Origin of the sequence: Rhizobium sp. YS-1r, from assembly GCF_000757525.1 — a bacterium.
GTDB classification, from domain to species: Bacteria; Pseudomonadota; Alphaproteobacteria; order Rhizobiales; family Rhizobiaceae; genus Neorhizobium; species Neorhizobium petrolearium.
In genome coordinates this window covers 66,304-91,508 of sequence record NZ_JPYQ01000024.1, presented here as the reverse complement: position 1 = coordinate 91,508, position 25,205 = coordinate 66,304, and the positions used below count along the sequence as shown (strand labels likewise).

The window sequence follows — 25,205 nt, the reverse complement described above, 5'->3', positions numbered from 1 at the left end:
TTATCATGGCATCCGTCGAACTCAAGAATGTCCGCAAGGCCTACGGCTCGCTCGAAGTGATCCATGGTGTCTCCCTGTCGATCGAAGACGGCCAGTTCATCGCCCTGGTCGGCCCATCCGGCTGCGGAAAATCGACGCTGCTGCGGATGATCGCCGGGCTTGAAGAGATCACGGCCGGCGATGTCGTCATCGACCATGCGGTGGTCAACGATCTGACGCCGCGCGAACGCAACATCGCCATGGTATTCCAGTCCTATGCGCTCTATCCGCACATGACGGTGGCGGAAAACATGGGTTTCAACCTGCGCCTTTCCGGTGCGCCGAAACCGGTGATCGCCGAACGAGTCAATGAGGCGGCCCGCATGCTCGACCTCATGCCGCTTCTCGATCGCAAGCCGGCTCAGCTCTCCGGCGGCCAACGGCAACGCGTCGCTATGGGCCGGGCGATTGTCCGCAACCCTGCCGTCTTCCTGTTCGACGAGCCGCTTTCCAATCTCGACGCGAAGCTGCGTGTGCAGATGCGCTCAGAAATCAAGACGCTTCACCAGAAGGTCGGTACCACCTCGATCTACGTCACCCACGACCAAATCGAGGCGATGACGCTCGCCGACCGCATCGTCGTGCTGAATCAAGGCCGGATGGAGCAGGAAGGTACACCGATGGAGCTCTACAAGAAGCCGGCCAATCTCTTCGTCGCCGCCTTCATCGGCTCGCCGGCCATGAACATCCTCGATGGCACGGTGGACGGCGAGGGGGGCGAACCGGCGGCGCGCCTCAGCGACGGGACGGCGATCCGCATCGCGGCGGACCGCAAGGTGAAGCGCGGCCAGGCGATCAAGGTCGGTCTGCGCCCCGAACACTTGAGCCCCGGCGTGGGCGGGACGGTGCTCGCGGGGCAGACTTTGCTGGTCGAGCCGACCGGGGCGCAGACACATGTGGTCTTCGACCTTGCCGGCCAGCCGGTCGTGGCGATCGTCGACGGCGAATATCCGGCCCGCTACGGCGCGCGGTTCGAGGCCAATATTCCCGCTGAACAGGTGCATGTCTTCGACCGCGAGAGCGGTGTCGCGCTGTAATTTCAGAATATCTCCAGCCGGATATCGGCAGGCCGCGAATTGGCGATGATATAGCGCGCGTTCGGCAGGTCGTTGCCGTCGAGTTTCCATGCGATGCCGGCTTCGTCGAGGCCATGATGGATCCATCGCGCGATGAGCCGTTCTCGCAGCACGTCTTCCGATGGGCCGACAAAGATCGTGAGATCGAACATGTCCTTGAGCCGCGACCAGGGGGCGTGGTCGATCAGCAGGTAATTGCCTTCCGCGAGCACGATATGGGTGTCCGGCGCAATCGGGCGAGCCGAGGCGATGGCGATCTCGCGGGACCGATCGAAGACCGGCACCAGCACTTCCTCGTCCGCCTGTCGGACGGCCTTGAGGATGTCGGCAAAGCCGCGAACGTCGAATGTCTCCGGTGCGCCCTTGCGGGGCAGGAGGCCACGCGCGCTCAGAATGCCGTTGTCCATATGGAAGCCGTCCATCGGCAGAATCTCGACGGTTTCTCCGCGAGCGATGAGGGCTTCGCGCAGCGCATCGGCGAAGGTCGATTTGCCGGCGCCCGGCGGTCCGGCAATCGCGACGATGAACCGTCGCTTGTCTTTCGCGCGGTTCATCACGGTTTCAGCAATATCGTCCAGTTTCATCATCCGACATCCTGCAGGGGACTCATCTCCGGACGATTTTATCGCTTCCGTCAGACGTTGGCACCCGCCGAGTTCAAGGCCGCCCAGACCCTGTAGGGCGTTGCCGGCATATCGAACTCTTTGACGCCGGACCGGCGCAGGGCGTCCATCACGGCGTTCATCAGCGTCGGCAGCGCTCCGGTCGTGCCGGCCTCTCCGCCGCCCTTGGCGCCGAGCACGTTGGTGGGCGATGGCGCCGGCATGTCGAAGAAGCGCGGCGTCGGCATGAAGTCGGCGCGCGGCATGAAATAGTCCATGAAAGTGGCGGTCAGGAGCTGGCCGCTTTCGCCATCGTAGACGATCTGCTCGCCGAACACCTGGCCGGCCCCCTGGGCGAGGCCGCCATGCATCTGGCCTTCGAGGAGCGTGTGGTTGATCACATGCCCGGCATCGTCGACGCCGATATAGGAAATGACCCTGGTCTCGCCGGTGCCCGGGTCGATCTCCACTTCCGCGACATGCACGCCGCCCGGAAAATTGCGCTCCGGCTGGATCGACGCCAGCGTGTCGAGCGCATTGCCGTCCCGTGCGGCATTGCGGGCCGCGAGTTCCATAAGCGAAATGGAAAGGTTGGTCCCGGCGACCTTATAGTGGCCGTGGTCGAATTCGATGTCGTTCTCGGACGCTTCCAGCGCGTCCGCTGCGAGCTTGAAGCCCTTCTTGACCACTTCGCGGGAGGTAACCGTGAGCGACGCTCCGTGTGAGGCCATGCTGCGCGAACCCATCGTACCCGCGCCTTTCAGCTTGTGAGGAGCGTGGACACTGTTGGCACGCAGCGTGATCAGGTTCTCGTCGATGCCGAGTTCCTTAGCGACCAGTTGCGGGAACACCGTCTCGTGGCCCTGGCCGGCGGAACCGGAAAGAGTGTAGAGCGTCACGGTGCCGTCGGGCTCGAAGCGGATCTCGGTTTCCTCCGGCATGTGTCCGCCGCCGGATGGCTCGATGAAGATCCCCATGCCGATGCCTCGCAGATTGCCCTGCCTTTCGGACTGTTCCCGACGCGCCTCGAAACCCTTCCAATCTGAAATCGAGACGGCTTCCTCGATCATGGCCATGTAGCTGCCGCTGTCGTAGACGGTGGTCGGAGTCTGATAGGGATAGGCGTCATCCGGGATCAGGTTCCTGCGACGGATCTCGACACGGTCCATGCCGATATCGACGGCGGCCTGGTCGACCAGCCGCTCGACCATGTAATTGATGTCGGGGCGTCCCGCGCCGCGATAGGCGGCGATCGGAGAGGTGTTCGTGAAGGCGAGACGGTTGAGTCCGAAGACGGTCGGAATCCGGTAGCAGCCGGTGCCGGTCAGCATCGGGTTCAATATGTTGATCAGCGCGCCCGGCGGCGAGTGATAGGCGCCGAGATCGCACACGACATTCATGCGGATGGCAAGGAACTTGCCGTCTTCGCCGAGCGCAAGCTCGCCGGTGAATTTTACCGCGCGGCCGTGGTAGTCGGCAAGGAAGCTCTCTGTGCGGCTGGCGGTCCAGCGCACCGGGCGACAGAGTTTTTTCGCGGCAAGCATGATCGCCGCATATTCCGGATAGGCGGCGCCGCGGATGCCGAAGCTGCCGCCGACATCGCCCATGTGGTGCCTGACCTTTTCGGGAGGATGGCCGGTGAAACGGGCAAGCCCGTCGGCAAGCCCCGTGCCCTGGCTGGCGGAATAGACGTCGAACACGTCCGTTTCCGGGTCGTAGGCCGCGATGAAGGATTTGAGCTCCATGGGATTGGCGGCGACGCGCTGCGACTCGACCGTGAGCGTCGAGATGTGTGCGGCGCTCGCGAAGGCTGCGTCGGTCGCGGCTTCGTCGCCGAAGCCATGCAGGAAGACGAGATTACCCGGCACATCATCGAAGATCTGCGGCGCACCGTCATCAAGAGCCGCCTCGGGGCCGACGACGGCCGGCAACTCCTCATATTCGATGGAGATCAGTTCGATCGCGTCGGCCGCCGCATCGGCACTGTCGGCCACCACGATCGCGACCGGTTCGCCGACGAAGCGCACGCGGTCGGTCGAAAGGGCATAGCGGGCAGGCGCCCTGATCTTCATGCCGTCGACGCCGGGAAAGGTGACCAGCGGTCCGGGGGCGATCAGGTTCGCTTCGAGCGAGTCCTTGCCCGTCAGTACGAGACGGACGCCGGGTGCTTCCAGAGCCGCATCTGCATCGATCGAAACGATGCGTGCATGCGGCAGGTCCGCCCGCAAGAAGGCGGCGTGGAACTGGCCTTCCAATATATTGTCGGCGGTATACACGCCTTGTCCGGTCACAAGTCTCATGTCTTCCCGGCGGCCGGTGAAGACCTCATGATCACTGCTCAAAACACTCTCCCATGCCGGCCAGGTCCGGGCCGAACTTTTCTGCAAGATTCAACTGCGAAGCAGGCATCGGACGAGATTCCGCCCGGCCTTCCGGCCTTCCCGCCCTGTCCCGGAGGCCGACGCTAAAGGAAGAATTCAACTCTGACAAATGTCATTTTATGACGTGATCGTATCCTTTGCGGATTATCACCAGTCAAACGAAAGCCCGCGCCGGCCAAGCCAGCGCGGGCTTTCGGTTCTTCAGGTCGTGATCAGGCAGCGGAGCGGACGAGTTCCTCGGCCTGGCGCAGCGCGGCGATGACGCGGTTCTGGCCGCGCACGAGCTGCGTCCTGGCGAAACCATGCCTGGCCGGATCGAGCTTGTCGAAATCGGCGGCCGTCGAGATCGCCGGTAGTTCCGGGATCGGCAGGGCCGGATCGTGGCGGAAACGCTGTTCGCGGGTGAAGTTGAGCGGCACGAGGATGCGGGCCAGACGCTGGATCACGCGGTTGGCCTCTTTCGCTTCCACCTTGCCGGCGTCGATACCGGCATAGAAGGCGGCGAGTGCCGCGCCGAGCTGTTCCACCGCCTTGCGGGTCGGAGAGAGGTCGAAGCGGTCGCCGGCCTTCTTCTGGTAGGTGTCGACCGTGTGGAGGAATTCCTTCGCCGTCGCGCGCCAGTCGAAGGGCAGGATCCTCGCATTGGCGTTGCGCAGCACGGCGAGCAGGTAGACCTTGATGTCGCGCAGCAGGATGTCCTTGTCGGCGATTTCCAGCGTGTCGTTCTCGGTGTGCCAGGCGATGTTTCCGCCGCAACCGCCGACCGTATAGTAGCCCTTCTCCTCGCGGGCGCGGTCGGCCATGGTGGAAGACAGCATCAGGTAACTCGAAAGACCGATATTGTTGAAGGAATAGTCGCCGGCGCGGTGCGGGCGCTCGCCTTCCGCTTGTTTGCCGGCCACCTCTTCGATGACGTCAGAGAGAAAGGCTTCCGTCTCGCTCATCATGCAGAGGTTGATGAACTCTGTCGCCCAGCGGCAGCCGGGGCTGTCGCAATTGACCGAGGCGACGCAATTCTCGTCGAGGTCGAGCGCGAAATTATCCGAGAACCAGGTGGAGCCGGCATAACGGCCGGTCGAATGGCCGGGCCACCAGCAGATGCGCACCGAGCGCTTCAGCTTGTCGCGGTTTTCCCAAAGGACGCGGGCGATTTCGAGGAGGGTTGCATCGCCGGTGGCGTTGTCGCCGACGCCGACGTCCCAGCTATCGAGATGCCCATGCAGCAGGATGTATTTTTCCGGCTCCTCCGTGCCCTTGATGAAGACTTCCGGCAACTTGGAGGTGAACCACCCTTCTTCCATGTCGGTGAAAACCGTAACTTCGGTTCCGCTTCCGGCAAGCTCGATGAGTGCGTCGCCGCTCTCCCGGTTGACGGCAACGGCCGGGATGGAGGGTTTGCGCGGCAGGTCGTCAAGGTCCGGTGTGCCCCAGACGGTGGTGCAGATGCCCCAATGGATATCGACGCCGGGGTTGATGGCGATGACGCCGATCGCCCCCAGTTCCGTGAATTGCGAGACAAGGCCGGGATTGGCGAAACCTTCGGAGAGAACGATCTTGCCGCGCACCCGTGCCGCGAGGTTGTCCGTGTCCTCGACGGCCTTCTCGAACATGGTCGAGATCGCCTTCGGCTGGAGGCTCGCGATATAGACCAGTTCGCCCTTCACGCCGGCCTTGGCGTCCTTCGCGTAGGCTGGCGGTTTGGCACGAAAGGTCTTATCCCCGGCCTCGACGCGGGCAAGCCCCGGAAGGCTCAGGTAGAGGTTCGGCTCGTGCATGGTCACATCGACACCGTGCTTCTTCAGCCGCGCGGCCACCTCGTCCATGCCACGGTTCACGTCGGTCGGATGCTCGCGCTTGTAGGTCGAGAAGCTCTCGATCAGCGCCCAAGGCTCATCCAGTTTCACCGCTCCCAGAACGGCGGATTCGGTCTCGTTCATCTCCGGTACTCCCCAAATTGTTTTATTAGATGAAACGTCGTTTCATAAAACGAGGAAACGCTAACAGAGGTTTTCCGACCCTGCAAGCGGGTTTGGAGGGCGAGAAATCGCACTCGAGCGCCGTGCGTCCTTTTGGACGCACATAGGACGCTCGATATCTTTGAATCTGCGCATCGTGCTTTCCAAAGATCGATTCCGATTTTCGGGCCGATGCGCCGGCGAAAATGGGCGCCAAGGCGCCCGAATTTCCTGAAGTGACGAAGAGGAGCGATCTGCAGAGTTCAAGCAGTTGATGTCATGCGTCCACTTTCGCCGGGCCCATGAATGGAAAGGCGTTCGGAAATCTCGGCGGCGGCCTCCAGCGCCGCGTTCAGATAGCTCTCCCGGCGTTCCTCGTCGAAACGGACCACCGCGCCGGCGACGGAGATCGAGGCGATGACGGCGCCGTCCGCTCCCCTGATTGGTGCCGCCACCGAGAAGGCGCCGTCGTCGAGATCATTGAGTACGATGTTGTAGCCGTTCGCCCGGATGCGTTCGAGGATCTGCAGCAGTTTCGCCCGATCTGTCACCGTGTGCGGGGTGAAGGCTTCGAGTGGCTGGGCCAGAACGGTGTCGATCACGGAGGGATCGGCATGGGCGAGCAGGAGCAGCGATCCGCCGCCGGCGTGCAACGGACCGTTGCGTCCTGCCTGGGCGAAGAGGCGGATCGAATGCCGGCCTGCCCGCGTCGCCAGCACATAGCTCTTCAGCCCTTCCCGGACGACGAGGTTGATGTTTTCCGACGTCTTGTCACGCAGCGCGTCCATGACCGGCCGGGCTGCATGCAGCAAGGCGCCATCCTTGCCGAGCCGCTCGCCGAGTACACCAATGCGGTAGCCGAGCGAATATTCGGCGCGTTCCGCATCCCGTGACACGAAGCCGCGGTCCTCCAGCGTATGCAGCAGCCGGAAGACGAGCGACTTGGTCATGCCGAGCGATTTCGCAAGCGAGGTGACACCCTGTTCGGGACGATCGGCCAGCGCTTCTAAAAGCGCAAGAGCCCGATCCACGGCTGCGATCTTGTAATCCTTGGTTTCGGTCATCGGGTGTGTCCTCCGGCATGTGAAATGGATTGCTTCAAGCTTCTTGCAATCTTCTGGGAATGTGATTTACTCGTTTGCAATGCGAAACGATGTTTCACGGAATAAAACAAAGCGCGTCGCGATGCAATTGCCTCAGGCGTGCTGATGATGAAATCTGTGGATTAAAATTTCCTTCGGTGCGCGCGATGCGTGTCGGTGATGATTTCAAAGTTCGCAAAGCAAGGGGGAGATAACCCTTGCCAACAAAGAGAATAGTCAAGCTATTCAGAGGAGAACAACGATGAAGTCCTTTTTGAGAACCGCATGTGCGGCAATGATGGTGAGTGCCTTGGCCTTGCCTGCCTTTGCCGGCGATCCGATCCGCAAGATCACCATCCTGTCACGCCCGCAGGCAGGCCAGCAGGCAGAATTCCAGTCCGTCCAGCTCATCGCCCAGGAATGGCGCAAGCTCGGCCTCGATGTCGAGGTCAAGGCGATGCCCTGGGAGCAGATGTCTGATGTCGTTTGGTACAAGCGCAACGACTGGGATTCGACCGCCTGGCAGATGGTCGGCCGGCCCGAGCGCTCCGATCCGGACGAGCTCGTCTTCAACCTCTTCCATTCATCGACCGCCGAGAACGGCTACAATTTCGCGGGCTATCTGAACAAGGATTACGACGCGACGGCGGAAGCCCAGCGCGGTGAGATCGATCCGGACAAGCGCAAGGCGCTCGTCTACAAGGCGCAGGAGATCCTCGACAAGGATCAGCCCTATATGATGCTGGTGCATCCGAAATCGACCTTCGCCTTCGACAAGACGGTCTGGAAGCCGGAATCGGTCGTCAACCAGAGCGGCATCGGCATCCGCAACACCTGGACCTTCCTGGGCATTGAGCCGGCCGGCGCCAAGAAGGATCTGATCATCAATTCATCCGACAATATCAAGGCGATCAACCCGCTCTATATCTCGGGCAGCGTCGACAGCTGGATCACCGAACTCGTCTGGGACCGCCTCCTGCGTGTCGGGCCGGACGGTCTGCCGAAGCCGTGGGCTGCCGAAAGCTTCACCTGGAAGGACGCGACCACGGTCGACGTGAAGCTCAAGTCGGGCATGAAGTGGCATGACGGCAAGCCGGTCACGCCGGAAGACGTGAAGTTCTCCTTCGAGGCTGCCGTCGGCGGCGAAGCGCCGATGTACAAGCCTTTCGCCACCAATATCGACTCGATCGCCATCAACGGCGACGTCGTCACCTTCAAGTTGAAGAAGCCGGCAGCCTCCTTCGTCACCTCCAGCCTCGCCAAGGTCAATCTGATCCCGAAGCATGTCTGGGAGCCGATCCTCAAGGATCTCGCCGCGAAGCCGGAAACCGCCGAAAGCTATCAGGAGCAGATGCCGATCGGTTCCGGCCCGTTCAAGTTCGTCTCCTGGGCGAAGAACGAGTCCGTCACGCTTGCGGCCAACAAGGATCACTTCAACCCGCCGAAGGTCGATCGCTGGATCCTGCGCATCGTTCCCAATGCGGAAGCCGCACTCGGCATGCTGCGTTCGGGCGAAGTCAACTTCATGGGCGAGTTCACCGGCGATCCGAAAGTGCTGATCGATGCCGCCATGAAGGACGGCGACCTGGAAGTCGTGTCGACCGTCGACATGGGCTTCCGCTACATCGCGTTCAACGAGCGCCGCCCGCCCTTCAACGACCCGGCTTTCCGCCGTGCGCTTTCCGAAGCGGTCGACCGTCAGCTGATCGTCAAGGCCGCCTATCGCGGCTTCGCGGTCGCCTCGAACTCCATCGTCTCGCCGGCGCTCGAGTTCTGGCATGACAAGTCGGTGGTCGATGGTTTCAAGGCCGGCCATGACGTTGCAGCCAAGACCTTGAAGGACGCTGGCTATACGCTCGAAGGTGGCAAGCTCCACTATCCGGGCGACACCAAGGAAGCCTTGGCAGCCAATTGATCCTTCGCGGAGGCGGCGCTCCTCCCGCGCCGTCTCCTCCCTGCCTGACGCTTGACATCGGCGACCTTCCATTCCTCCCGAGGGGCCGAGCCAAGAGAAGGAAGTTTATGAGATGACCAATTTCAAGGCGGTGGGCAGCAGGCTGCTGCAGCTCGCTCTTGTCCTGTGGGCGGTGGTGACCATCCTCTTTCTGATGTTCCGGCTGATGCCGGGCAATCCGATGGCTGCCTATATCGACCCGACATTCACGCTGGAACAGCAGCAGCAGCTCATGGCCCAGTTCGGGCTCGACAAGCCGCTCTGGCAGCAATACCTGATCTATCTCGGAAATCTCCTGCAGGGCGAGCTCGGCCAGAGCTTTCGCTATCGCGAGCCGGTCGGTGAGCGCATCTGGACGCTCTTGCCCAACACGCTGGTGCTGACCTTTTCCTCGCTGATCATCGCTTACGCTTTCGGCATCCTGGCCGGTGCCTATCTCGCGTGGCGGCGCGGAAGCTTCATCGAGCAGGCCGCCATTCCCGCGGTGCTCACTACCCGTGCCATGCCGGAATTCTGGCTCGGCATGGTGCTGCTCGCCATCTTCTCGTTCTCGCTCGGCTGGTTCCCGGCAGGCGGCACGCGCGCTCCAGGAGCGGAATATTCCGGTTTCCTTGACCTCTATACCTCCCGCGACTTCCTTTCGCACCTGATCCTTCCGGCCGCGACGCTGGCGATCTACAGCCAGGGCCTGCCGCTTCTCCTGATGCGCTCCAACATGCTGGACGTGATGAAGGAGGATTTCGTCACCATGGCGCGCATCAAGGGCCTGTCGAACTGGACGGTCGTTGTGCGGCATGCGGCCCGCAACGCGCTTCTGCCGGTGATGACCTCCTTCGCGATCGCCGTCGGCTACCAGCTTCAGGGCAATGTCGTCGTCGAATCCGTTTTCTCCTGGCCGGGGCTCGGCCGCGAACTGGTGAATGCGGTCGCCGCTTCGGACTATCCGCTGGCGCAGGGCGCCTTCCTGATGATCGCGCTGGTCGTCATCCTTATGAACCTGCTTGCCGACCTGCTCTACGCCGTTCTCGATCCGAGGGTTTCCCATGCCTGAGATCGCCGCACCCGCAATCATCAAGCCGAGGCGCCCCAATATCCTTGCCCGGATGTTCCGCGCGCTGAGACTGCCGGTGAACGACCCGTTCGCCGTCGCCGGCCTTGTCATCTATTTCGTCTTCATCGTGACGGCGGTGTTTGCCGACCAGATCGCCACGCATGATCCGACGGAAATTCTCTACACGCCTTCCTACGATCTGGCGGCGGACCTCCGGCCGGGGCAGGACGGTTTCCTGATGGGGACCACCAGCCTCGGCCGGGACATCTTCTCGCAGCTCGTTTACGGCAGCCGTTCCGCGCTGCTGATCGGTGTGACCGCCGCCTTCATGGTGGCGCTGATCGGCTCGATCATCGGCCTCATCGCCGGTTATTTCGGCCGCTGGGTGGATGCCGTGCTGATGCGGCTTGCCGATATCGCCTTCGGCATCCCGTTCCTGCCTTTCGTCATCGTGCTTGCCGCCTTCCTGCAGCCGTCGATCTGGAACGTCGTGATCGCGATGGCGCTGGTGCTCTGGCGCGACACGGCACGCGTCATTCGCAGCCAGGTGCTGACGCTGAGGACGCGCGGCTACGTGGAGGCGGCGCGAGTGGCTGGATCGTCCGATTTCAAGATCATCCTGCGCCATATCGCGCCGAACATCCTGCCGCTCTCCTTCCTTTACGGCTCGATCGCGATCGGTTGGGCGATCCTGACGGAAGCGTCGATCAGCTTTCTCGGCTTCGGCGACCCGGATTCGATCAGCTGGGGTTACATGCTGCAGGATGCGTTCGCGAGCCAGGCGCTCGCCAAGCAGGCCTATTACTGGTTCGTGCCGCCCGGCATCTGCATCATCCTCGTCGTCAGCGCGGGTTTCTTCGTCACCCGTGGTTATGAGAACATCCTTTTCCCGAAGTTGAACCGATGACAGAACCCCTCCTTTCCGTCCGGAACCTGCGGGTGAGCTATCAGGTGGGACGCAGTTTCGTCCATGCCGTGGATGGCGCGAGCTTCGACATCCCGAAGGGCTCGATTACCGGCCTGGTCGGTGAATCCGGCTGCGGCAAGACCACCGTAGCCCGTGCCCTGACGCGGGTGATCGCCGACAATGCAGCGATCACTGGCGGTGAGATCCTTTTCGAGGGCAGAGACCTCGTCAAGCTGCCCGAGAGGGAGATGAATGCGCTCAGATGGCGCGACATCGCCTTCGTGCCGCAGAGCGCCATGAACTCGCTCGACCCGGTCTATACGGTCGAATACCAGCTCGGCGAGGTGCTGCGCCGTCGCGGCGGCATGGGCCGCAAACAGGCCCGCGCACGTTCCGAGGAACTGTTCGAAATGGTCGGCATCGATGCCAACCGTCTGGACGATTATCCGCACCAGTTCTCCGGCGGCATGCGCCAGCGCGTGGCGATCGCCTTGGCGCTGGCGCTCGACCCGAAACTGATCATTGCCGATGAGCCGGTGACAGCGCTCGATGTCATCGTGCAGCGGCAAATTCTCGACCAGCTCAAGGAACTGCAGGTGCGGCTCGGCCTCTCTGTCATCCTCGTCACGCACGACATTTCGGTCGTCGCCTATATCTGCGACCGCACGGTTGTCATGTATGCCGGCAAGGTGGCGGAGTCGGGAACCATGCAGGCGGCGCTGACCGCCCCCTCGCACCCCTATACGATGGGCCTGCGCAACGCCTTTCCGGACCTGCAAGGTGCTGCTTCCGGCGTGCTGACGCCGATCGAAGGCGCGCCGCCCAATCTAGCCAATCCGCCAGCCGGCTGCCGCTTCAAGCCGCGCTGTCCCTTCGCGCTTGATCTCTGCGGCTCGGAGCCGCCGGTAATCGACGTCGCGCCGGGGCATCCCGTGCTCTGCCATCGCGCACGTGAAAGCGCCGCCTTGCGTATCGAAGCCGCCAAGACGGAGACCTGGATGGCCCGCGCATGAATATCGTGACCAAGAAGCCGGAAGTCCTCGTTTCCGTCCATGAGGCCAGGCTGCATTATCAGGTCGGCGGCGCGTTTGCCGCAATGCGCGGCAAGTCGACCGTGGTCAAGGCGGTCGACGGTGTCACCTTCGATATCCGCCGCGGCGAAAGCGTCGGCCTGCTCGGCGAATCCGGCTGCGGCAAGACCTCGATGGGCAGGCTGCTGCTGAAGCTCGAAGACACGACCGGCGGCTCGATCCATTTCGACGGCGAGGAGCTTGGCGAGGTTCGCCGCCATCGGCTGAAGAAGTTCCGCTCGCGGGCGCAGCTCATATTCCAGAACCCGTTCGATGCGATCAATCCGCGTTTCACCATCCGCGCGACGCTGTCGGAGCCGCTGGAGAATGCCGGCATTCCGCGGTCGGAACGTGAAGATCGCATCGTCAAGGCGCTGGAACTCGTGCGCCTGCCGGAGCCGGAGCAATTCCTTGACCGCTACCCGCATCAGCTTTCCGGCGGCCAGCTGCAGCGCGTCGTGATGGCGCGGGCGCTCATCCTGCAGCCGGAATTCGTGGTGGCCGACGAGCCGGTCTCGATGCTGGACGTTTCCGTCCGCGCCGGCGTGCTCAACGTCTTCCGCGACGTTCGCGACAGACTGGGCCTCACCGCCATCTATATCAGCCACGACCTGGCACTGGTGCGCTACGTCTGCGAGCGGACGATCGTCATGTATCTCGGCCGGATCATGGAAGACGGCCCGACCGAGGATATCGTCCGCGAGCCGTTGCATCCTTACACCAAGGCGCTGGTTGCCGCCGTGCCGGTTCCCAACCCCGACCAGAGCCATGATCCGCTGCCGATCGGCCGCGGCGCACCCGACCCGCGCAATCCGCCGTCCGGCTGCGTCTTCCGCGACCGGTGTCCTTCGGCGCACGCGCGCTGCGCTTCCGAAGTGCCCGAGCCGCGGCCTGTGGGATCGCGCCTCGTGGCCTGCCATCTGTTCTGATTGGAGTTGTTGATGCTGGCAGCCTTTTACACACGCACCGGTCCTGCCGCGGAAGTCCTCTCCGTCGGCGAGATGGCGCCGCCCGTCGCCGACCCAGGCGAAGTGCTGGTGCGGGTGCATGCCTCTGGCATCAATCCCGCCGACGTGAAGCGGCGCGGCGGCTGGCGCAGCATGGGCATGGATCACCCATTGATCATCCCGCACACTGACGGCGCGGGCCAGATCATTGCAGTCGGCGAAGGTGTCGATCGGGACCGGATTGGCGAGCGGGTGTGGTTGTGGAATGCGCAGGGCGGATACGGCGAGGCGGGTCGCGCCTTTGGCACCGCCGCCGAGTTCATCGCCATCGCATCGCATCAGGCGGTGAAGCTTGCCGATAGCCTGAGTTATGCGGAGGGCGCCAATCTCGGCGTTCCGGCGATGACCGCCCACCGCGCTGTCTTCGCCGATGGCCCGGTCGCCGGCCAGACGATCTTCGTGAACGGCGCGGCCGGTGCAGTTGGCCATTTCGCGGTGCAGATGGCGGTTGCTGGCGGTGCGCGGGTGATCGGTACCGTCAGCAATCAGGAAGCTGCGGCCCATGTGATGGATGCCGGCGCTTTCGCCACCATCGACCGCAAAATGGAAGATGTCGCGATGCGTGTTCTTGAACTGACGGAAGGGCAGGGCGTCGACCGCATCGTCGAGGTGGATTTCGGCGCCAACCTGGAACTCGACGCTGCCGTGCTGAAGCGCAATGGCACCGTCGCCGCCTATTCTTCGTCCAGCAATCCGACACCGGTGCTTCCCTATTACGCCTTCGCCAGCAAGGGCGCCAACCTGCGTTTCATCCAGGGTTTTCTGATCCCCGAAGACCAGCGGCTGGCCGGCGAAAAGACGATCGCCGAGCTCGCCGATGCCGGCCGGCTCAGCGTCGGGATCGGCGCGACGTTTCCGCTTCAAGACATCGCCAAGGCTCATGAGCGCGTCGAGCGCGGCAGCCTCGGCAATGTCGTCGTCCTGATCAGGGGTGAACCGTGAGTCCTGCCCCATCCATTCCAAAGCATTCACCGAGGTGACCCAAATGTACAATCCCCAAGAGCGTACGAAACCGGAAGGGACCGTCTGCGATCCCGTTTCGCTCGAAATCATCCGCGGCGCGATCGCCGCCGCCCAGTCGGAAATGGAAGCGCTGCTCGAGCGCACGGCGATCTCCGCGTTCATCCGCGAGAAGAAGGATTTTTATACCGCGCTCTTCGACGGCAACGGCGTGATGGCGGTCGGTTCCATGGTGCCGGTGTTCGGCGACATGACGGGCCCCGTCTTTGACAAGTTCCCTGCCGATACGATGAAGCCGGGTGATCTCTACTGGTACAACGATTGCTACGGTTCGCGCGGCGCGGTTTCCCACTCCAACGACCAGGTTCTGCTGGCCCCGGTTTTCAAGGACGGCAAGCGCTGCGCCTTCGTGATGAGCTGGGCACATTTCGCCGATATCGGCGGCATGCGTCCGGGCTCGATCAGCCCGGACGCCACCGACATCTATCAGGAAGGCATCATCATCCCGGTCACCAAGCTGATCGACCAGGACGTCACCAATGAGGCGACGCTTTCGATCTTCCACCGCAATTCCCGCTTCCCGGAGCAGAGCATCGGCGACATGCGGGCGCTGATGGCGAGCGTCGAAGTGGGCGTGAAGCGCATCGGCGAAATCCTCGACCGGTTCGGCGCGCAAGTCGTCGAGGATGCGCTGGCGCAATTGCTGACACGCACCCGCAAGCTGGTGCGCGCCAAGCTCGCCGAGACCTTCGACTACGGCACGCACAAGTTCACGGATGCGATCGATACGGACGGTCACGGCAACGGCCCCTATAAGATGCGCTTTGCGCTGACCCGCGAGAAGGGGGCCGATGGCGAGGACCGGTTTATCTTCGATGCGACCGAATCCGACGATCAGGCGCCCGGGCCTGTCAATTTCCTGATGAATCGCGGTGTGCCAGGCATGGCGCTCGGTCTCTTCTATCTCGGCGGCGATCCGGCACAGGTCTGCAACGCCGGTGGTCCGCAGGCGCTGCACGACGTGAAGCTCAGGCAGGGCTCTTTCCTGCAGCCGAACTTTCCGGCCTCGCTCGGCATGCGTGGCCTCACGATGATGCGCGTGCTTTCAGCACTGAACGGCCTGGTCAATTCGGCGGGCGGCAGGGCGCCGGCCTCCAACTCGGCCTACGTCATCACCATCATGCGCGGCAACTACAGGGACGATGCGGGCGGGCTGCAACGCTTCCTGCTCGCCGACGGCATCGGCGTCGGCTACGGCGCGCGGCCGGATGCGGACGGCATCGATGCCGTCTATTTCGTGGCGCAGGAAAACTATCCGGTCGAATTCCTCGAAGTGGGGTATCCGGTCAGGCTCAGGACCTACGGCATCGTCAGGGATTCCGGTGGTGCAGGCCAGTTCCGCGGCGGCTGCGGCATCATCCGGGAATACGAGATCCTCGCGGAGGACTTGTTGCTGGCCGTGCGCATCGACAGCGTCAAGAACCCGCCCTGGGGTATCCATGGCGGCATGGGCGGCGGCACCGGCCGCGTTACCGTCAATTCCGGCAAGCCGGGTGAGCGTATCCTTGCACCGCTTTCCGACGGCAACAAGCTCGTCAAGGGCGATATCCTGCGCATGGAAACGGGAGGCGGCGGCGGCTACGGCCATCCCTTCGACCGCACGCTCGATGCTGTCCTCGAAGACGTGCTGGGCGGTTTCGTCAGCGCCGAGGCGGCAGAGCGTCTCTACGGAGTCGTCATGAACGGCAACAGGATCGATGAGGCTGCCACCGCGGCCCTTCGCGCCAACCGTCCCGCCACCCGTGCATTCCATCGTCAGGAGTATGTCGATGTCCTCGCTTGAAATGTCCGTTGATACGTCCCTTTCCGTTGCAGTCGATATCGGCGGCACTTTTACCGACGTCGCCCTTCTGGATCGGGCGACCGGCAAGGTCTGGCGGGCGAAGACGCCGAGCGTGCCCTCCGATCCCTCCGAGGCTTTCCTGAACGGCATCCGGCTGGCGCTGGCCGATGCGGGCCGCGAGGCCGCCTCGCTCGGCCAGGTTCTGCACGGCACGACGGTCGCCACCAACATGATCCTCGAAGACAAGGGCGCCCGCACGGCGCTCGTCACCACGCGCGGCTTCCGCCACGTTCTGGCGATCGGCCGGCAGGACATTCCCCGCAAGGCCAATCTCTATACCTGGGTAAAGCCGGAACGGCCGGTGCCGGCCTCGCGGATCGTCGAGATCGACGAGCGTATCGCCGCCGGTGGTGCGGTTCTCGACGCGCTCGACGAGGCGAGCGTGCGTACCGCTGCGGAAGCGATCCGCGGCATGGATGTCGAGGCGGTCGGCGTCTGCCTGCTGCATGCCTTCGCCAACCCGGTTCACGAGAAACGCGCGGCGGAGATCCTGCGCGAAGAGCTGCCGAATCTGGCTGTCACCACCTCGACCGATGTTCTGCCCGTCGTGCGCGAGTTCGAGCGGACGCTGACGACGGTGCTGAACGCCACCGTCATGCCGGGCGTCACCACCTATGTCGGGCGTCTTGAAAAGCGGCTCACGGACGAAAAGGTCGCCGCGCCCTTGCTCCTCATGCAGTCAAACGGTGGCGTGGCGGGGGCGGCGACCATCCGCCAGGCGCCGGCGTTGACGGCGCTTTCCGGTCCCGCCGCCGGCGGGGTCGGGGCGCGCTCGGTCGCGGCCGCCTGCGGCATCAAGGACATCATCACCGTCGATATCGGCGGCACGAGCGCCGATATCTGCCTGATCAAGGACGGCAGGATCGGGCTCACCCAGAACGGCAAGGTGGGTGAATGGCCGTTGCCGCTGCCCATGGTCGACATGGTGACGATCGGCGCCGGCGGCGGATCGATCGCCAAGGTCAGCGACCACACGCTTTCCGTCGGCCCGCAGAGCGCCGGCGCCCGTCCAGGGCCGGCTGCCTATGGACATGGCGGCGAGAACCCGACGGTCACCGATGCGCATGTCGTGCTCGGCCATCTGCCGGCGCGGCTTCTCGGCGGCCGCATGGCGCTCGACGTCGAAGCCGCCCGCAAGGCGGTGGACGACAAGGTCGCTGGTCCGCTCGGCCTTTCGACCGCAACGGCCGCCCGCGGTATCCTCGCCATCGTCGACAACCACATGGTGGGTGCGGTGCGGGTCGTTTCCGTCGAGCGCGGCCATGACCCGCGCGACTTCACACTGGTGCCCTTCGGCGGCGCCGGTCCGCTGCATGGCTGCTCGCTTGCCGAACTGCTCGGGATTTCCCGCGTCATGATTGCCCCGGCGCCGGGCATCCTCTGCGCCGACGGTCTGCTTGCCGCCGATCTGAAGGCCGAATTCAGCCGCACCCTGCCCAGGGCCGGCGCGGTGGACATGGATGTCGCCAACGGCATCATATCCGATCTGAAGGATCAGGCGATCGCCTGGTTCGAGGCGGAGGGCGTGGCCGAGAAGGATCGGCGTATCCAGACCGTGGCGCTTCTGCGCTATCACGGCCAGGGCGGCGAACTCGCGGTCGCCTGGGGCGAGAGCCGCGAGGCGGTGGAAGCTGCCTTTGCCGCCGAGCACAAGGCGCTTTACGGCTTCACGCTGGATACCTCGATTGAGCTTGTGACGTTGCGCGTCGAGGCCGCCGGCATGACGCATGAGCCGCCCCCGGCGAAGCTCGAAGCCGGTTCGGCCGTCACACCCTTCGACCATGTGCCGGTGCATTTCGAAAGCGGTGTCGCGAGCGTTCCGGTCGTGGATCGTGCGACGCTCGGTGCCGGCGCCACGTTCAAAGGCCCGATGATCCTCACCCAGCTCGACACGACGACGCTTGTCGCGCCCTGCTGGACAGGTACTGTGCACCCTTCGGGCGCGCTTCTTCTCACAGCCAGGCAGGATGCATGACATGACTGAACAAAAGACCGATCTGGAGCGTGTCTTCGCGCATATCGAGGAGAACCGCGAAAGCTTTATCGCGCGGGTGATGGATTATGTGCGCCATCCCTCGATCAGCGCCCAGAATAACGGCATCAAGGAAGTGGCGGCCATCCTCGTCGACATGCTCACGGGCATGGGCATGGAAGCGATCACCATTCCGACCAGGAATCATCCGATGGTTCTCGGCCGCATGGAAAAGCAGCCGGGCAAGCCGACCGTGCTGCTCTACGGCCATTACGACGTGCAGCCGCCGGAGCCCTACGAATTATGGGACAGCCCGCCCTTCGAGCCGACGATCCGGAACGGCCGCATCTATGCGCGCGGCATCGGTGACAACAAGGGCCAGCATTTCGCCCAGCTCATGGCGCTGGAATCGCATCTGAAGGTGACCGGCGAGCTGCCCTGCAACGTCATCTTCCTCCTTGAAGGCGAGGAGGAGATCGGCAGCCCGCATATCGCCGAATTCGTCGCCGAACATGCCGACAAGCTCGATGCCGACCTCGTCGTGACGTCCGACGGTCCACTGCATGAATCGGATACGCCGATCATCACGTTTGGCGTGCGCGGTGTCGCGTCTTTTGAACTGCGCTGCAAGACGGCCAATCGCGATGCCCATTCCGGCAATTTCGGCGGCGTCATGCCGAATGCGATCTGGAGGCTCGTGCATCTGCTCGCCACCATGAAGAACGAGCGCGGCGAGATCACCATCGATGGCCTGCACGACGTGGTGGTTCCACCGACCAACATGGAGCGCGAGGCGGTTTCGAAACTGCCGCTCGATCTCGATGCGATCAAGGCCGATCTCGGTATCAAGGAACTCGACCAGCCGCTCGACCGAGGTTATTTCGACCGGCTGATGTTTTATCCGACGCTGACGATCAACGGTCTGCATGGCGGCTATGGCGGGCCGGGCCAGAAGACGGTGCTGCCCTGCGAAGCGTTTGCCAAATGCGATATCCGCCTCGTCGAAAGCCTGACGCCGGATTACGTGTTCGAGAAGGTCAGGGCGCATGTGGAAGCCCACGCACCGGACGTGGAATTCGTGCCGCAGAACGCCATGCTGCCGTCGAAGACGCCGATGGATAATCCGTTTGCCTCCGTCATCCGGGATGCGATCGTTGCTGCCCGCGGCGTCGAGCCGCTGCTTTACCCGACTGTCGGCGGTTCACTGCCGGATTACGTCTTCACCAAGATCCTCAAGAAGCCGGCCTTCGTGGTGCCGTATGCCAATGCGGACGAGGCAAACCACGCGCCGAACGAGAACCTGAAGATTGACCTCTTCATCGACGGCATCAAGACAGGTGCTGCGCTGCTTTCGAAGCTCGGTGAGATGAAGATGTAAAAAAGGGGTCAATCTCTCCGACAGCCGCGTGAGCCTCAAAGGTCATGTCACTCTTCCCATGGCTTCGATTGTTATCTATGCCATGGCCGAAACAGAAGAGCTTTGTGAACCTTGTTCCACAAAAGGGAGTATGTCCTTGTCGCCGGATCGTGTAAGTCGCCTCGTTGCATGCCTCGAAAACAAGCTGGACGCTCCAGGGATTCTCGTCGGCGATGCGGTCTCCGACGGCTATGCGGCGGATGCGACGGCGCGTGGCGTTCGTCCTCCGGCCGTTCTTCGCCCGCGCAATACCGAGGATGTTTCGGCCATTCTTTCCGCCGCCAACGGGTTTCACCAGCCGGTCGTGGTTCAGGGCGGCCGGACGGGGCTTTCGGGTGCGTCACGGCCTTTGAGCGGCGAGGTCTCTCTCTCGCTGGAGCGAATGAGCGGTGTGGAATCGATCGACATCGCGGCCCAGACAATGATTGTTGGCGCCGGCACGCCGTTGCAGGTCGTTCAGCAGGCCGCAGATGACGCCGGTCTCCTCTTCGGTGTCGATATCGGCTCGCGGGGGACTGCGACGGTCGGCGGCAATATCGGCACCAATGCCGGGGGCATCCGCGTGCTGCGCTACGGCATGTACCGGGCGCAGGTCATGGGGCTGGAGGCGGTGCTGGCGGACGGCACCGTTCTTTCCTCCCTCAAGGGACTGCCGAAGGACAATTCCGGCTACGATCTCAATCCGCTGTTCATCGGCACGGAGGGCACGATCGGCGTCGTTACCCGGGCCTGCCTGAAACTACATCCGAAACCAAGGATCGAGCGCAATGCCTTCGTCGCCCTGCCGTCGCTTAAAGCCGCGCAGGAACTGCTGGCAAAGCTCCGGGTCGATCTGTCCGGCCTGCTGTCCGCCTTCGAGGCGATCTTCCCGAATGTTTACGAAGGCACGGTCGCCCATATGGGCATCCGCCCGCCGGTCGAGACGGGCGCCGGCATGTATGCGATGGTGGAAATCCAGGGGCAGTCGCCGGAGCAGGACAACGAACGCCTCGAGGCGGCTCTTGCTGCCGCGTTGGAAGAGGGACTGGCAACCGACATCGTGCTCTCCAACTCGCTGCGCGAGTTCAACGGGCTCTGGGCGATCCGCGACGGTATCAACGACTATCTGTTCGGTATGGGCGAAATGGCTGGCTACGACATTTCCGTGCCGCTCTCCCGCATGCAGGAGTTCCTCGATAGGGCAGCGCACGGCATTGCGGAAATCGATCCGGATGCGGTCTCCTTCATCTTCGGCCATCTCGGAGACGGCAACCTGCATTATTGCGTACAGACCGGCCACGAGAAGAGGATTGCCGAAGCGGTGTTTTCCGGTATTGCGGCGGTCGGCGGCGGAGTTTCCGCCGAGCACGGCATCGGCACCGACAAGGTGCAGTATCTGAGATATGCGCGGAGCGAGGCCGAAATCACTACCATGCGGCGGCTGAAGGAAGCTTTCGATCCGAACGCTATCCTCAATCGCGGCCGGGTCTTCGAAGCGCCGGCCACCGCCCTTTAAGTGGGGGGCAGGCTTTCGTTCCTGGAAAGCATCGAGGATGCGGGCAAGCAGGAAACGCCAGTTCCTTGCGGCGCAACAAGGTCATCCATCTCGCCGCTCGGGTCTGTCATTTCGCACAGGGATCGGTAAGCTGGATTTCGGTGACGATAACCGAACCTTGCGAAGGGATAGTCCATGAGCCCCGAATTCCTGATCACGTCTCTCATCGTCGTTGCTTCTCCGGGCACAGGCGTGCTCATCACGCTGGCGGCGGGGCTGTCGCGCGGGGCGCGGGCGAGCATCGTCGCCGCCTTCGGCTGCACGCTCGGTATCCTTCCGCACATGGTCGCGGCGATCTCGGGTCTTGCTGCGGTGCTTCATGCCAGCGCGCTCGCCTTCCAGACGATCAAGTATCTCGGCGTCGCCTATCTTCTTTTCATGGCCTGGCAGGTGCTCAAGGAAAAGGGTGCGCTTACGATCGAGACGAAGGACACGCCCAAATCGGCGCGGCAGATGATCGTCTCAGCAATCCTCGCCAATGTGCTCAACCCGAAACTGTCGATTTTCTTTTTCGCATTCCTGCCGCAATTCGTCGGGCACGACGAAGCGACGCCGATCGCCCGGATGAGCGAACTCAGCCTCGTCTTCATGCTGATGACCTTCGGCGTCTTCGTCATTTACGGGCTCTTCGCCGCATCGATCCGTAACCATGTTGTCTCGCGGCCGGCCATTCTTGCCTGGATGCGGCGCGTCTTTGCCGGCGCGTTCGTGGCGCTCGGGGCGCGGCTGGCGCTTGCCGAGCGATAACGATTACCTGCCGCGTAATTGAGACGCGTTCCGCTCTCCCGCATGATCGCCCGGCCTGGAACGAGCCGGGCGACAGGAAGGAGATAAAGACATGACTGATGCTAACACCCATGCCGAGCGTTACCTCGCCATCTGGAACGAGACGGAGGCAGGGCGTCGCCTGGCACTGATCGCCGAAGCCTGGACGGAGGATGCCGTCTATGTCGATCCGCTCATGCGGGGCGAGGGCCATGAAGGGATCAACGGGCTGGTCGAGGGCGTGCAGGCCCGGTTTCCGGGTTTCCGGTTTACGCCGATCGGATCGGCCGATGGCTATGGCGACAGTCTCCGCTTCTCCTGGGGTCTCGGCCCCGAAGGTGCCGAACCGGTTATCAGGGGCACGGATTTCGCGGCGCTTGAAAGCGGCCGCTTCAAGGCTGTGCACGGTTTCCTCGACCAGATTCCGGCTGCCGCATGACGACCATTTCACCTGCCCGTCCTCTCGGTGATTTCCTGCGTGAGTGGCGTCGCCGCCGGCGCATGAGCCAACTCGATCTGGCATTGGAGGCCGATATCTCGCAGCGGCATCTGAGCTTTATCGAGAGCGGGCGGGCGGTCCCGAGCCGGGAGATGTTGCTGCATCTGGCAGAGCGGCTCGGCGTACCGCTCCGCGAGCGCAATCCGATGCTGATCGCTGCGGGTTTCGCACCCGTCTTTGCGGAGCGAAAGCTCGACGATCCGGCGCTTGCGCCGGCGCGCCAGGCGATCGACATGGTGTTGCGAGGGCACGAGCCCTTTCCGGCGTTGGCCATAGACCGGCATTGGACACTGGTGGCCGCGAACGCCGCGGTTACGCCGCTGCTTGCCGGTGTCGCCGATCGCTCCTTGATGGACGGGGCGGTCAATGTCCTGAGATTGAGCCTGCATCCGCACGGGCTAGCGCCTCACATTGCCAATTTTGCCGAATGGCGAAATCACCTGCTCGACCGGCTGCATCAGCAGATCGCCGCGACCGGCGACCGTGTTCTGGAAACGCTTCTGGAGGAATTGGCCGGTTATCCCGCTCCGGAAACCGGGCCGAAATCTCCGAGCCGTGATTATGCCGGCATCGCCGTGCCGATGGAGTTGCGGACAGCGGCTGGAGTTCTGTCCTTCATCTCGACGACGACCGTCTTCGGGACCCCGGTCGACGTGACACTTTCGGAACTGGCCGTCGAATCCTTCTTTCCCGCCAATAACGAGACGGCCCGGCTTCTGCGTCAGATGGCGGAAGCCGGGCCGTTGAAGGACGAGAGTTAGTCAGCGGATCAGAATTCCGTCCATTGGGATTCGGTCGGCGCTGCTGCTGCGGCGGCATTGCCGCCGAAGGATTTCGTCACGCGCTCGGCCAGGCGACGGGCCGGCGATTCCTGTGGAGCCGCATTCCGCGGAGCAGCGACCGGTGTCGCGCCTGAACTGGAAACCGCGCGCGGTGCGGTGTTCATGCGGCCGCGCTCAGCAAGTTTGAAGCGGGCGATCAGTTCACGCAGCTTCGAGCTTTCCGAGGCGAGGTTGGCGCCGGCGGCGTTGGTCTCCTCCACCATGGCGGCGTTCTGCTGGGTCACCTGATCCATCTGGTTGACGGCCGAGTTGACCTCCGCCAGACCGACCGACTGTTCGCGGGCGGCGGTCGCGATCGCGCTGATGTGCTCATTGATCGTGACGACATGCGCTTCGATCGTCTTCAGCGCATCGCCGGTCTCGCGAACGAGCTTCACGCCGTTGTGGACCTCGGCACCGGAATTGCGGATGAGGTCCTTGATCTCCTTTGCCGCATTCGCCGAACGCTGGGCGAGTTCGCGTACTTCCTGGGCGACGACGGCGAAACCCTTGCCGGCCTCGCCGGCGCGGGCCGCCTCGACGCCTGCGTTGAGCGCCAGGAGGTTGGTCTGGAAGGCGATCTCGTCGATCACGCCGATGATGTTGGAGATCTGGTTGGACGACTGCTCGATGCGCTGCATGGCGTCGACGGCATTCGCTACGACGGCGCCCGATTTGGCGGCGCTGGAATTCGCTTCCAGCGCGATCACCTTGGCTTCGTCGGCGCGCCTGGAGGAGTTCGCAACGTTGGCGGTGATCTCATCGAGCGCCGCGGCGGTTTCTTCGAGCGAAGCGGCCTGCTGCTCCGTGCGCTTCGAAAGATCGTCAGCGCTCTGGCTGACTTCGCGCGAGCCGCTGTCGATGCTGCCTGCCGAGGAAGCAACCTCGGAAAGAGCGGCACCCAGGCGGGTCACGGCGGAGTTCAGGTCCTCGCGCAATGCTTCGAAATCCGGCGCGAAAGGCTCGGTGAGCTGGAAGGCGAGGTCGCCGGAAGCAAGGCGGCGCAGGCCGGCTGCAAGGCCGGCTGTGGCTTCCTGGAGACGGGCCTGGGCTGCGGCTTCCGCTTCCTCCTGCAGGCGGAGGCGATCGGCTTCCGCATGGGCGCGGGCTTTCTCCGCCTCTTCCTGCAGTTGCCGGTTCGAAATGGCAGCCTGGCGGAAGACTTCGACAGCGCCGGCCATGGCGCCGACTTCGTCCTTGCGGCCCGCGAAGGGAATCTCCGTCTCGGTGTCGCCAGCCGCGAGCCCGCTCATCGAGGCGGTGATACGTTGGATCGGGCGAGCGATGCCGGTCATCACATAGGCCGCCGCACCGACAATCAGCGCAAAAACCACGGCGAGGATGGCATACATGGTGGTCAGCGCCGTGGCATAGGTCGCCTCCGCCTTGCCGGTTTCGACGCCTGCGGCGTCAGTATTCGTTTTGACGAGCTGGGTCACCGCTTCCATGACCGGCTGGATCGTGATCCGCATCTTTTCCATCTCGACGCGCGCACGGGCATCGGAGGCCTTGCGGGAAAAGCCCAGCATCTTTTCGCCGGCCTGTACGTATTTCTGAACGCCCGCCTCGATCTGGTCGACAAGCTGCTTTTCCTGATCGCTCGACGTCAGCGGCCTGTAAGTGTCCAGAGCCGCCTTCAACGCATCGGACTGTTGGGCGATCAGCTTCTCTGCTGCTTCCATGCCGAAATCCGAAGTCGTGGTGAGATGGCCCATATAGGCGATCGTCATTCCGAGGATCGCCGTCTCGATATTCTTGGAGGCCTGAACACTTGGCAGTGAATCGCCGGAAATCGTGTTGAGGTTTCCGGCGACGTTCGAAAGCGAGGAGATGGCCGCCCAGGCGAGAACGGCGGTAAGCGCCGCGATCGCGCCGAAGACGGCAATAAGCGAGCTGCGTATGGAGAGACGGGACATGAGTTCGGCTCCGGATGATGAAGCCTCGACTGAGGCATCGCGTTTTCACGCGCAGATCTGATATCTGGCAGTGTGGGGGAAAAGAGCCGGTCTCATACCGGCCCTGGCGCTACACCGGACGGCGATGGCGCGATGGTCGGAGCCTAGGCCAAACTCTTTAATGACAGATTGAATTTTGACATTGTACAACGTTTTTTGACGTTTTTTCGATGCAAGATCAGTGCTGCTATATATCTAATTTTTAAGAATAATCTTATGAATCAGAAGGCATGAGTAGCAGGATACCTGTCAATC

19 protein-coding genes are annotated in these 25,205 nt (G+C 63.0%); 14 read left to right on the top strand and 5 right to left on the bottom strand.

Annotated features, from left to right (window positions below):
* Positions 1–5: 5 nt before the first annotated feature.
* Positions 6–1,076: a sn-glycerol-3-phosphate ABC transporter ATP-binding protein UgpC gene (gene ugpC / locus JL39_RS16490; RefSeq protein WP_037152723.1), complete on the top strand. Its 1,071-nt coding sequence runs from the start codon at positions 6–8 to the stop codon at positions 1,074–1,076.
* A gap of 2 nt (positions 1,077–1,078) precedes the next feature.
* Here ugpC and JL39_RS16485 read toward each other — a convergent pair whose 3' ends face one another.
* From JL39_RS16485 to JL39_RS16470, 4 genes are all read right to left on the bottom strand, one after another.
* Positions 1,079–1,699, bottom strand: a complete 621-nt coding sequence (locus tag JL39_RS16485; RefSeq protein WP_081952894.1) for a nucleoside triphosphate hydrolase — start codon at positions 1,697–1,699, stop codon at positions 1,079–1,081.
* A gap of 50 nt (positions 1,700–1,749) precedes the next feature.
* Positions 1,750–4,059: a xanthine dehydrogenase family protein molybdopterin-binding subunit gene (locus tag JL39_RS16480; RefSeq protein WP_037152718.1), complete on the bottom strand. Its 2,310-nt coding sequence runs from the start codon at positions 4,057–4,059 to the stop codon at positions 1,750–1,752.
* 251 nt (positions 4,060–4,310) lie between these two features.
* Positions 4,311–6,035 (bottom strand): M28 family peptidase, encoded by a 1,725-nt coding sequence (locus tag JL39_RS16475; RefSeq protein ID WP_037152716.1) that lies wholly within the window; start codon positions 6,033–6,035, stop codon positions 4,311–4,313.
* 281 nt (positions 6,036–6,316) lie between these two features.
* Complete coding sequence (locus JL39_RS16470; RefSeq protein ID WP_037152714.1) at positions 6,317–7,117, bottom strand: IclR family transcriptional regulator; 801 nt, start codon at positions 7,115–7,117, stop codon at positions 6,317–6,319.
* Between the two features lie 280 nt (positions 7,118–7,397).
* Here JL39_RS16470 and JL39_RS16465 point away from each other — a divergent pair, with 280 nt between their 5' ends.
* The 13 genes from JL39_RS16465 to JL39_RS16405 all read left to right on the top strand — a co-directional run bounded on the left by JL39_RS16465 (position 7,398) and on the right by JL39_RS16405 (position 22,935).
* Complete coding sequence (locus tag JL39_RS16465) at positions 7,398–9,050, top strand: ABC transporter substrate-binding protein (protein WP_037152713.1); 1,653 nt, start codon at positions 7,398–7,400, stop codon at positions 9,048–9,050.
* Positions 9,051–9,162: 112 nt separating this feature from the next.
* The gene (locus JL39_RS16460; RefSeq protein ID WP_037152711.1) at positions 9,163–10,140 is read left to right on the top strand and encodes an ABC transporter permease; all 978 of its coding nucleotides are present in this window, start codon (positions 9,163–9,165) and stop codon (positions 10,138–10,140) included.
* Positions 10,133–11,047 carry an ABC transporter permease gene (locus JL39_RS16455; protein WP_081952869.1) on the top strand — a complete coding sequence of 305 codons (915 nt, stop codon included), beginning with the start codon at positions 10,133–10,135 and terminating at the stop codon, positions 11,045–11,047. Before JL39_RS16460 ends, JL39_RS16455 begins: the two co-directional genes overlap by 8 nt.
* Positions 11,044–12,060 carry an ABC transporter ATP-binding protein gene (locus tag JL39_RS16450; protein ID WP_052182921.1) on the top strand — a complete coding sequence of 339 codons (1,017 nt, stop codon included), beginning with the start codon at positions 11,044–11,046 and terminating at the stop codon, positions 12,058–12,060. The genes JL39_RS16455 and JL39_RS16450 overlap by 4 nt, the downstream gene beginning before the upstream one ends.
* Before the next feature lie 83 nt (positions 12,061–12,143).
* On the top strand, positions 12,144–13,046 hold the full coding sequence (locus JL39_RS16445; protein WP_348270569.1) for an ABC transporter ATP-binding protein: 903 nt from the start codon (positions 12,144–12,146) through the stop codon (positions 13,044–13,046).
* 12 nt (positions 13,047–13,058) lie between these two features.
* Positions 13,059–14,066 carry an NADPH:quinone reductase gene (locus JL39_RS16440; RefSeq protein WP_037152707.1) on the top strand — a complete coding sequence of 336 codons (1,008 nt, stop codon included), beginning with the start codon at positions 13,059–13,061 and terminating at the stop codon, positions 14,064–14,066.
* Positions 14,067–14,109: 43 nt separating this feature from the next.
* Entirely contained in the window at positions 14,110–15,927 is a 1,818-nt protein-coding gene (locus tag JL39_RS16435) for a hydantoinase B/oxoprolinase family protein (protein ID WP_037152704.1), read from the top strand.
* Positions 15,914–17,962, top strand: a complete 2,049-nt coding sequence (locus tag JL39_RS16430; protein WP_052182920.1) for a hydantoinase/oxoprolinase family protein — start codon at positions 15,914–15,916, stop codon at positions 17,960–17,962. The genes JL39_RS16435 and JL39_RS16430 overlap by 14 nt, the downstream gene beginning before the upstream one ends.
* 1 nt (position 17,963) lies before the next feature.
* Complete coding sequence (locus JL39_RS16425; protein ID WP_037152702.1) at positions 17,964–19,337, top strand: M20/M25/M40 family metallo-hydrolase; 1,374 nt, start codon at positions 17,964–17,966, stop codon at positions 19,335–19,337.
* Positions 19,338–19,473: 136 nt separating this feature from the next.
* Positions 19,474–20,871 (top strand): FAD-binding oxidoreductase, encoded by a 1,398-nt coding sequence (locus tag JL39_RS16420; RefSeq protein WP_152601152.1) that lies wholly within the window; start codon positions 19,474–19,476, stop codon positions 20,869–20,871.
* A gap of 174 nt (positions 20,872–21,045) precedes the next feature.
* Complete coding sequence (locus JL39_RS16415) at positions 21,046–21,657, top strand: LysE family translocator (protein WP_037152699.1); 612 nt, start codon at positions 21,046–21,048, stop codon at positions 21,655–21,657.
* Between the two features lie 91 nt (positions 21,658–21,748).
* On the top strand, positions 21,749–22,114 hold the full coding sequence (locus JL39_RS16410) for a nuclear transport factor 2 family protein (RefSeq protein WP_037152697.1): 366 nt from the start codon (positions 21,749–21,751) through the stop codon (positions 22,112–22,114).
* 5 nt (positions 22,115–22,119) lie between these two features.
* Positions 22,120–22,935 (top strand): helix-turn-helix transcriptional regulator, encoded by an 816-nt coding sequence (locus JL39_RS16405; protein WP_200883975.1) that lies wholly within the window; start codon positions 22,120–22,122, stop codon positions 22,933–22,935.
* A gap of 8 nt (positions 22,936–22,943) precedes the next feature.
* On the opposite strand, the gene JL39_RS16400 is transcribed toward JL39_RS16405, so the two are convergent.
* On the bottom strand, positions 22,944–24,911 hold the full coding sequence (locus JL39_RS16400; protein ID WP_081952868.1) for a methyl-accepting chemotaxis protein: 1,968 nt from the start codon (positions 24,909–24,911) through the stop codon (positions 22,944–22,946).
* Positions 24,912–25,205 lie beyond the last annotated feature (294 nt).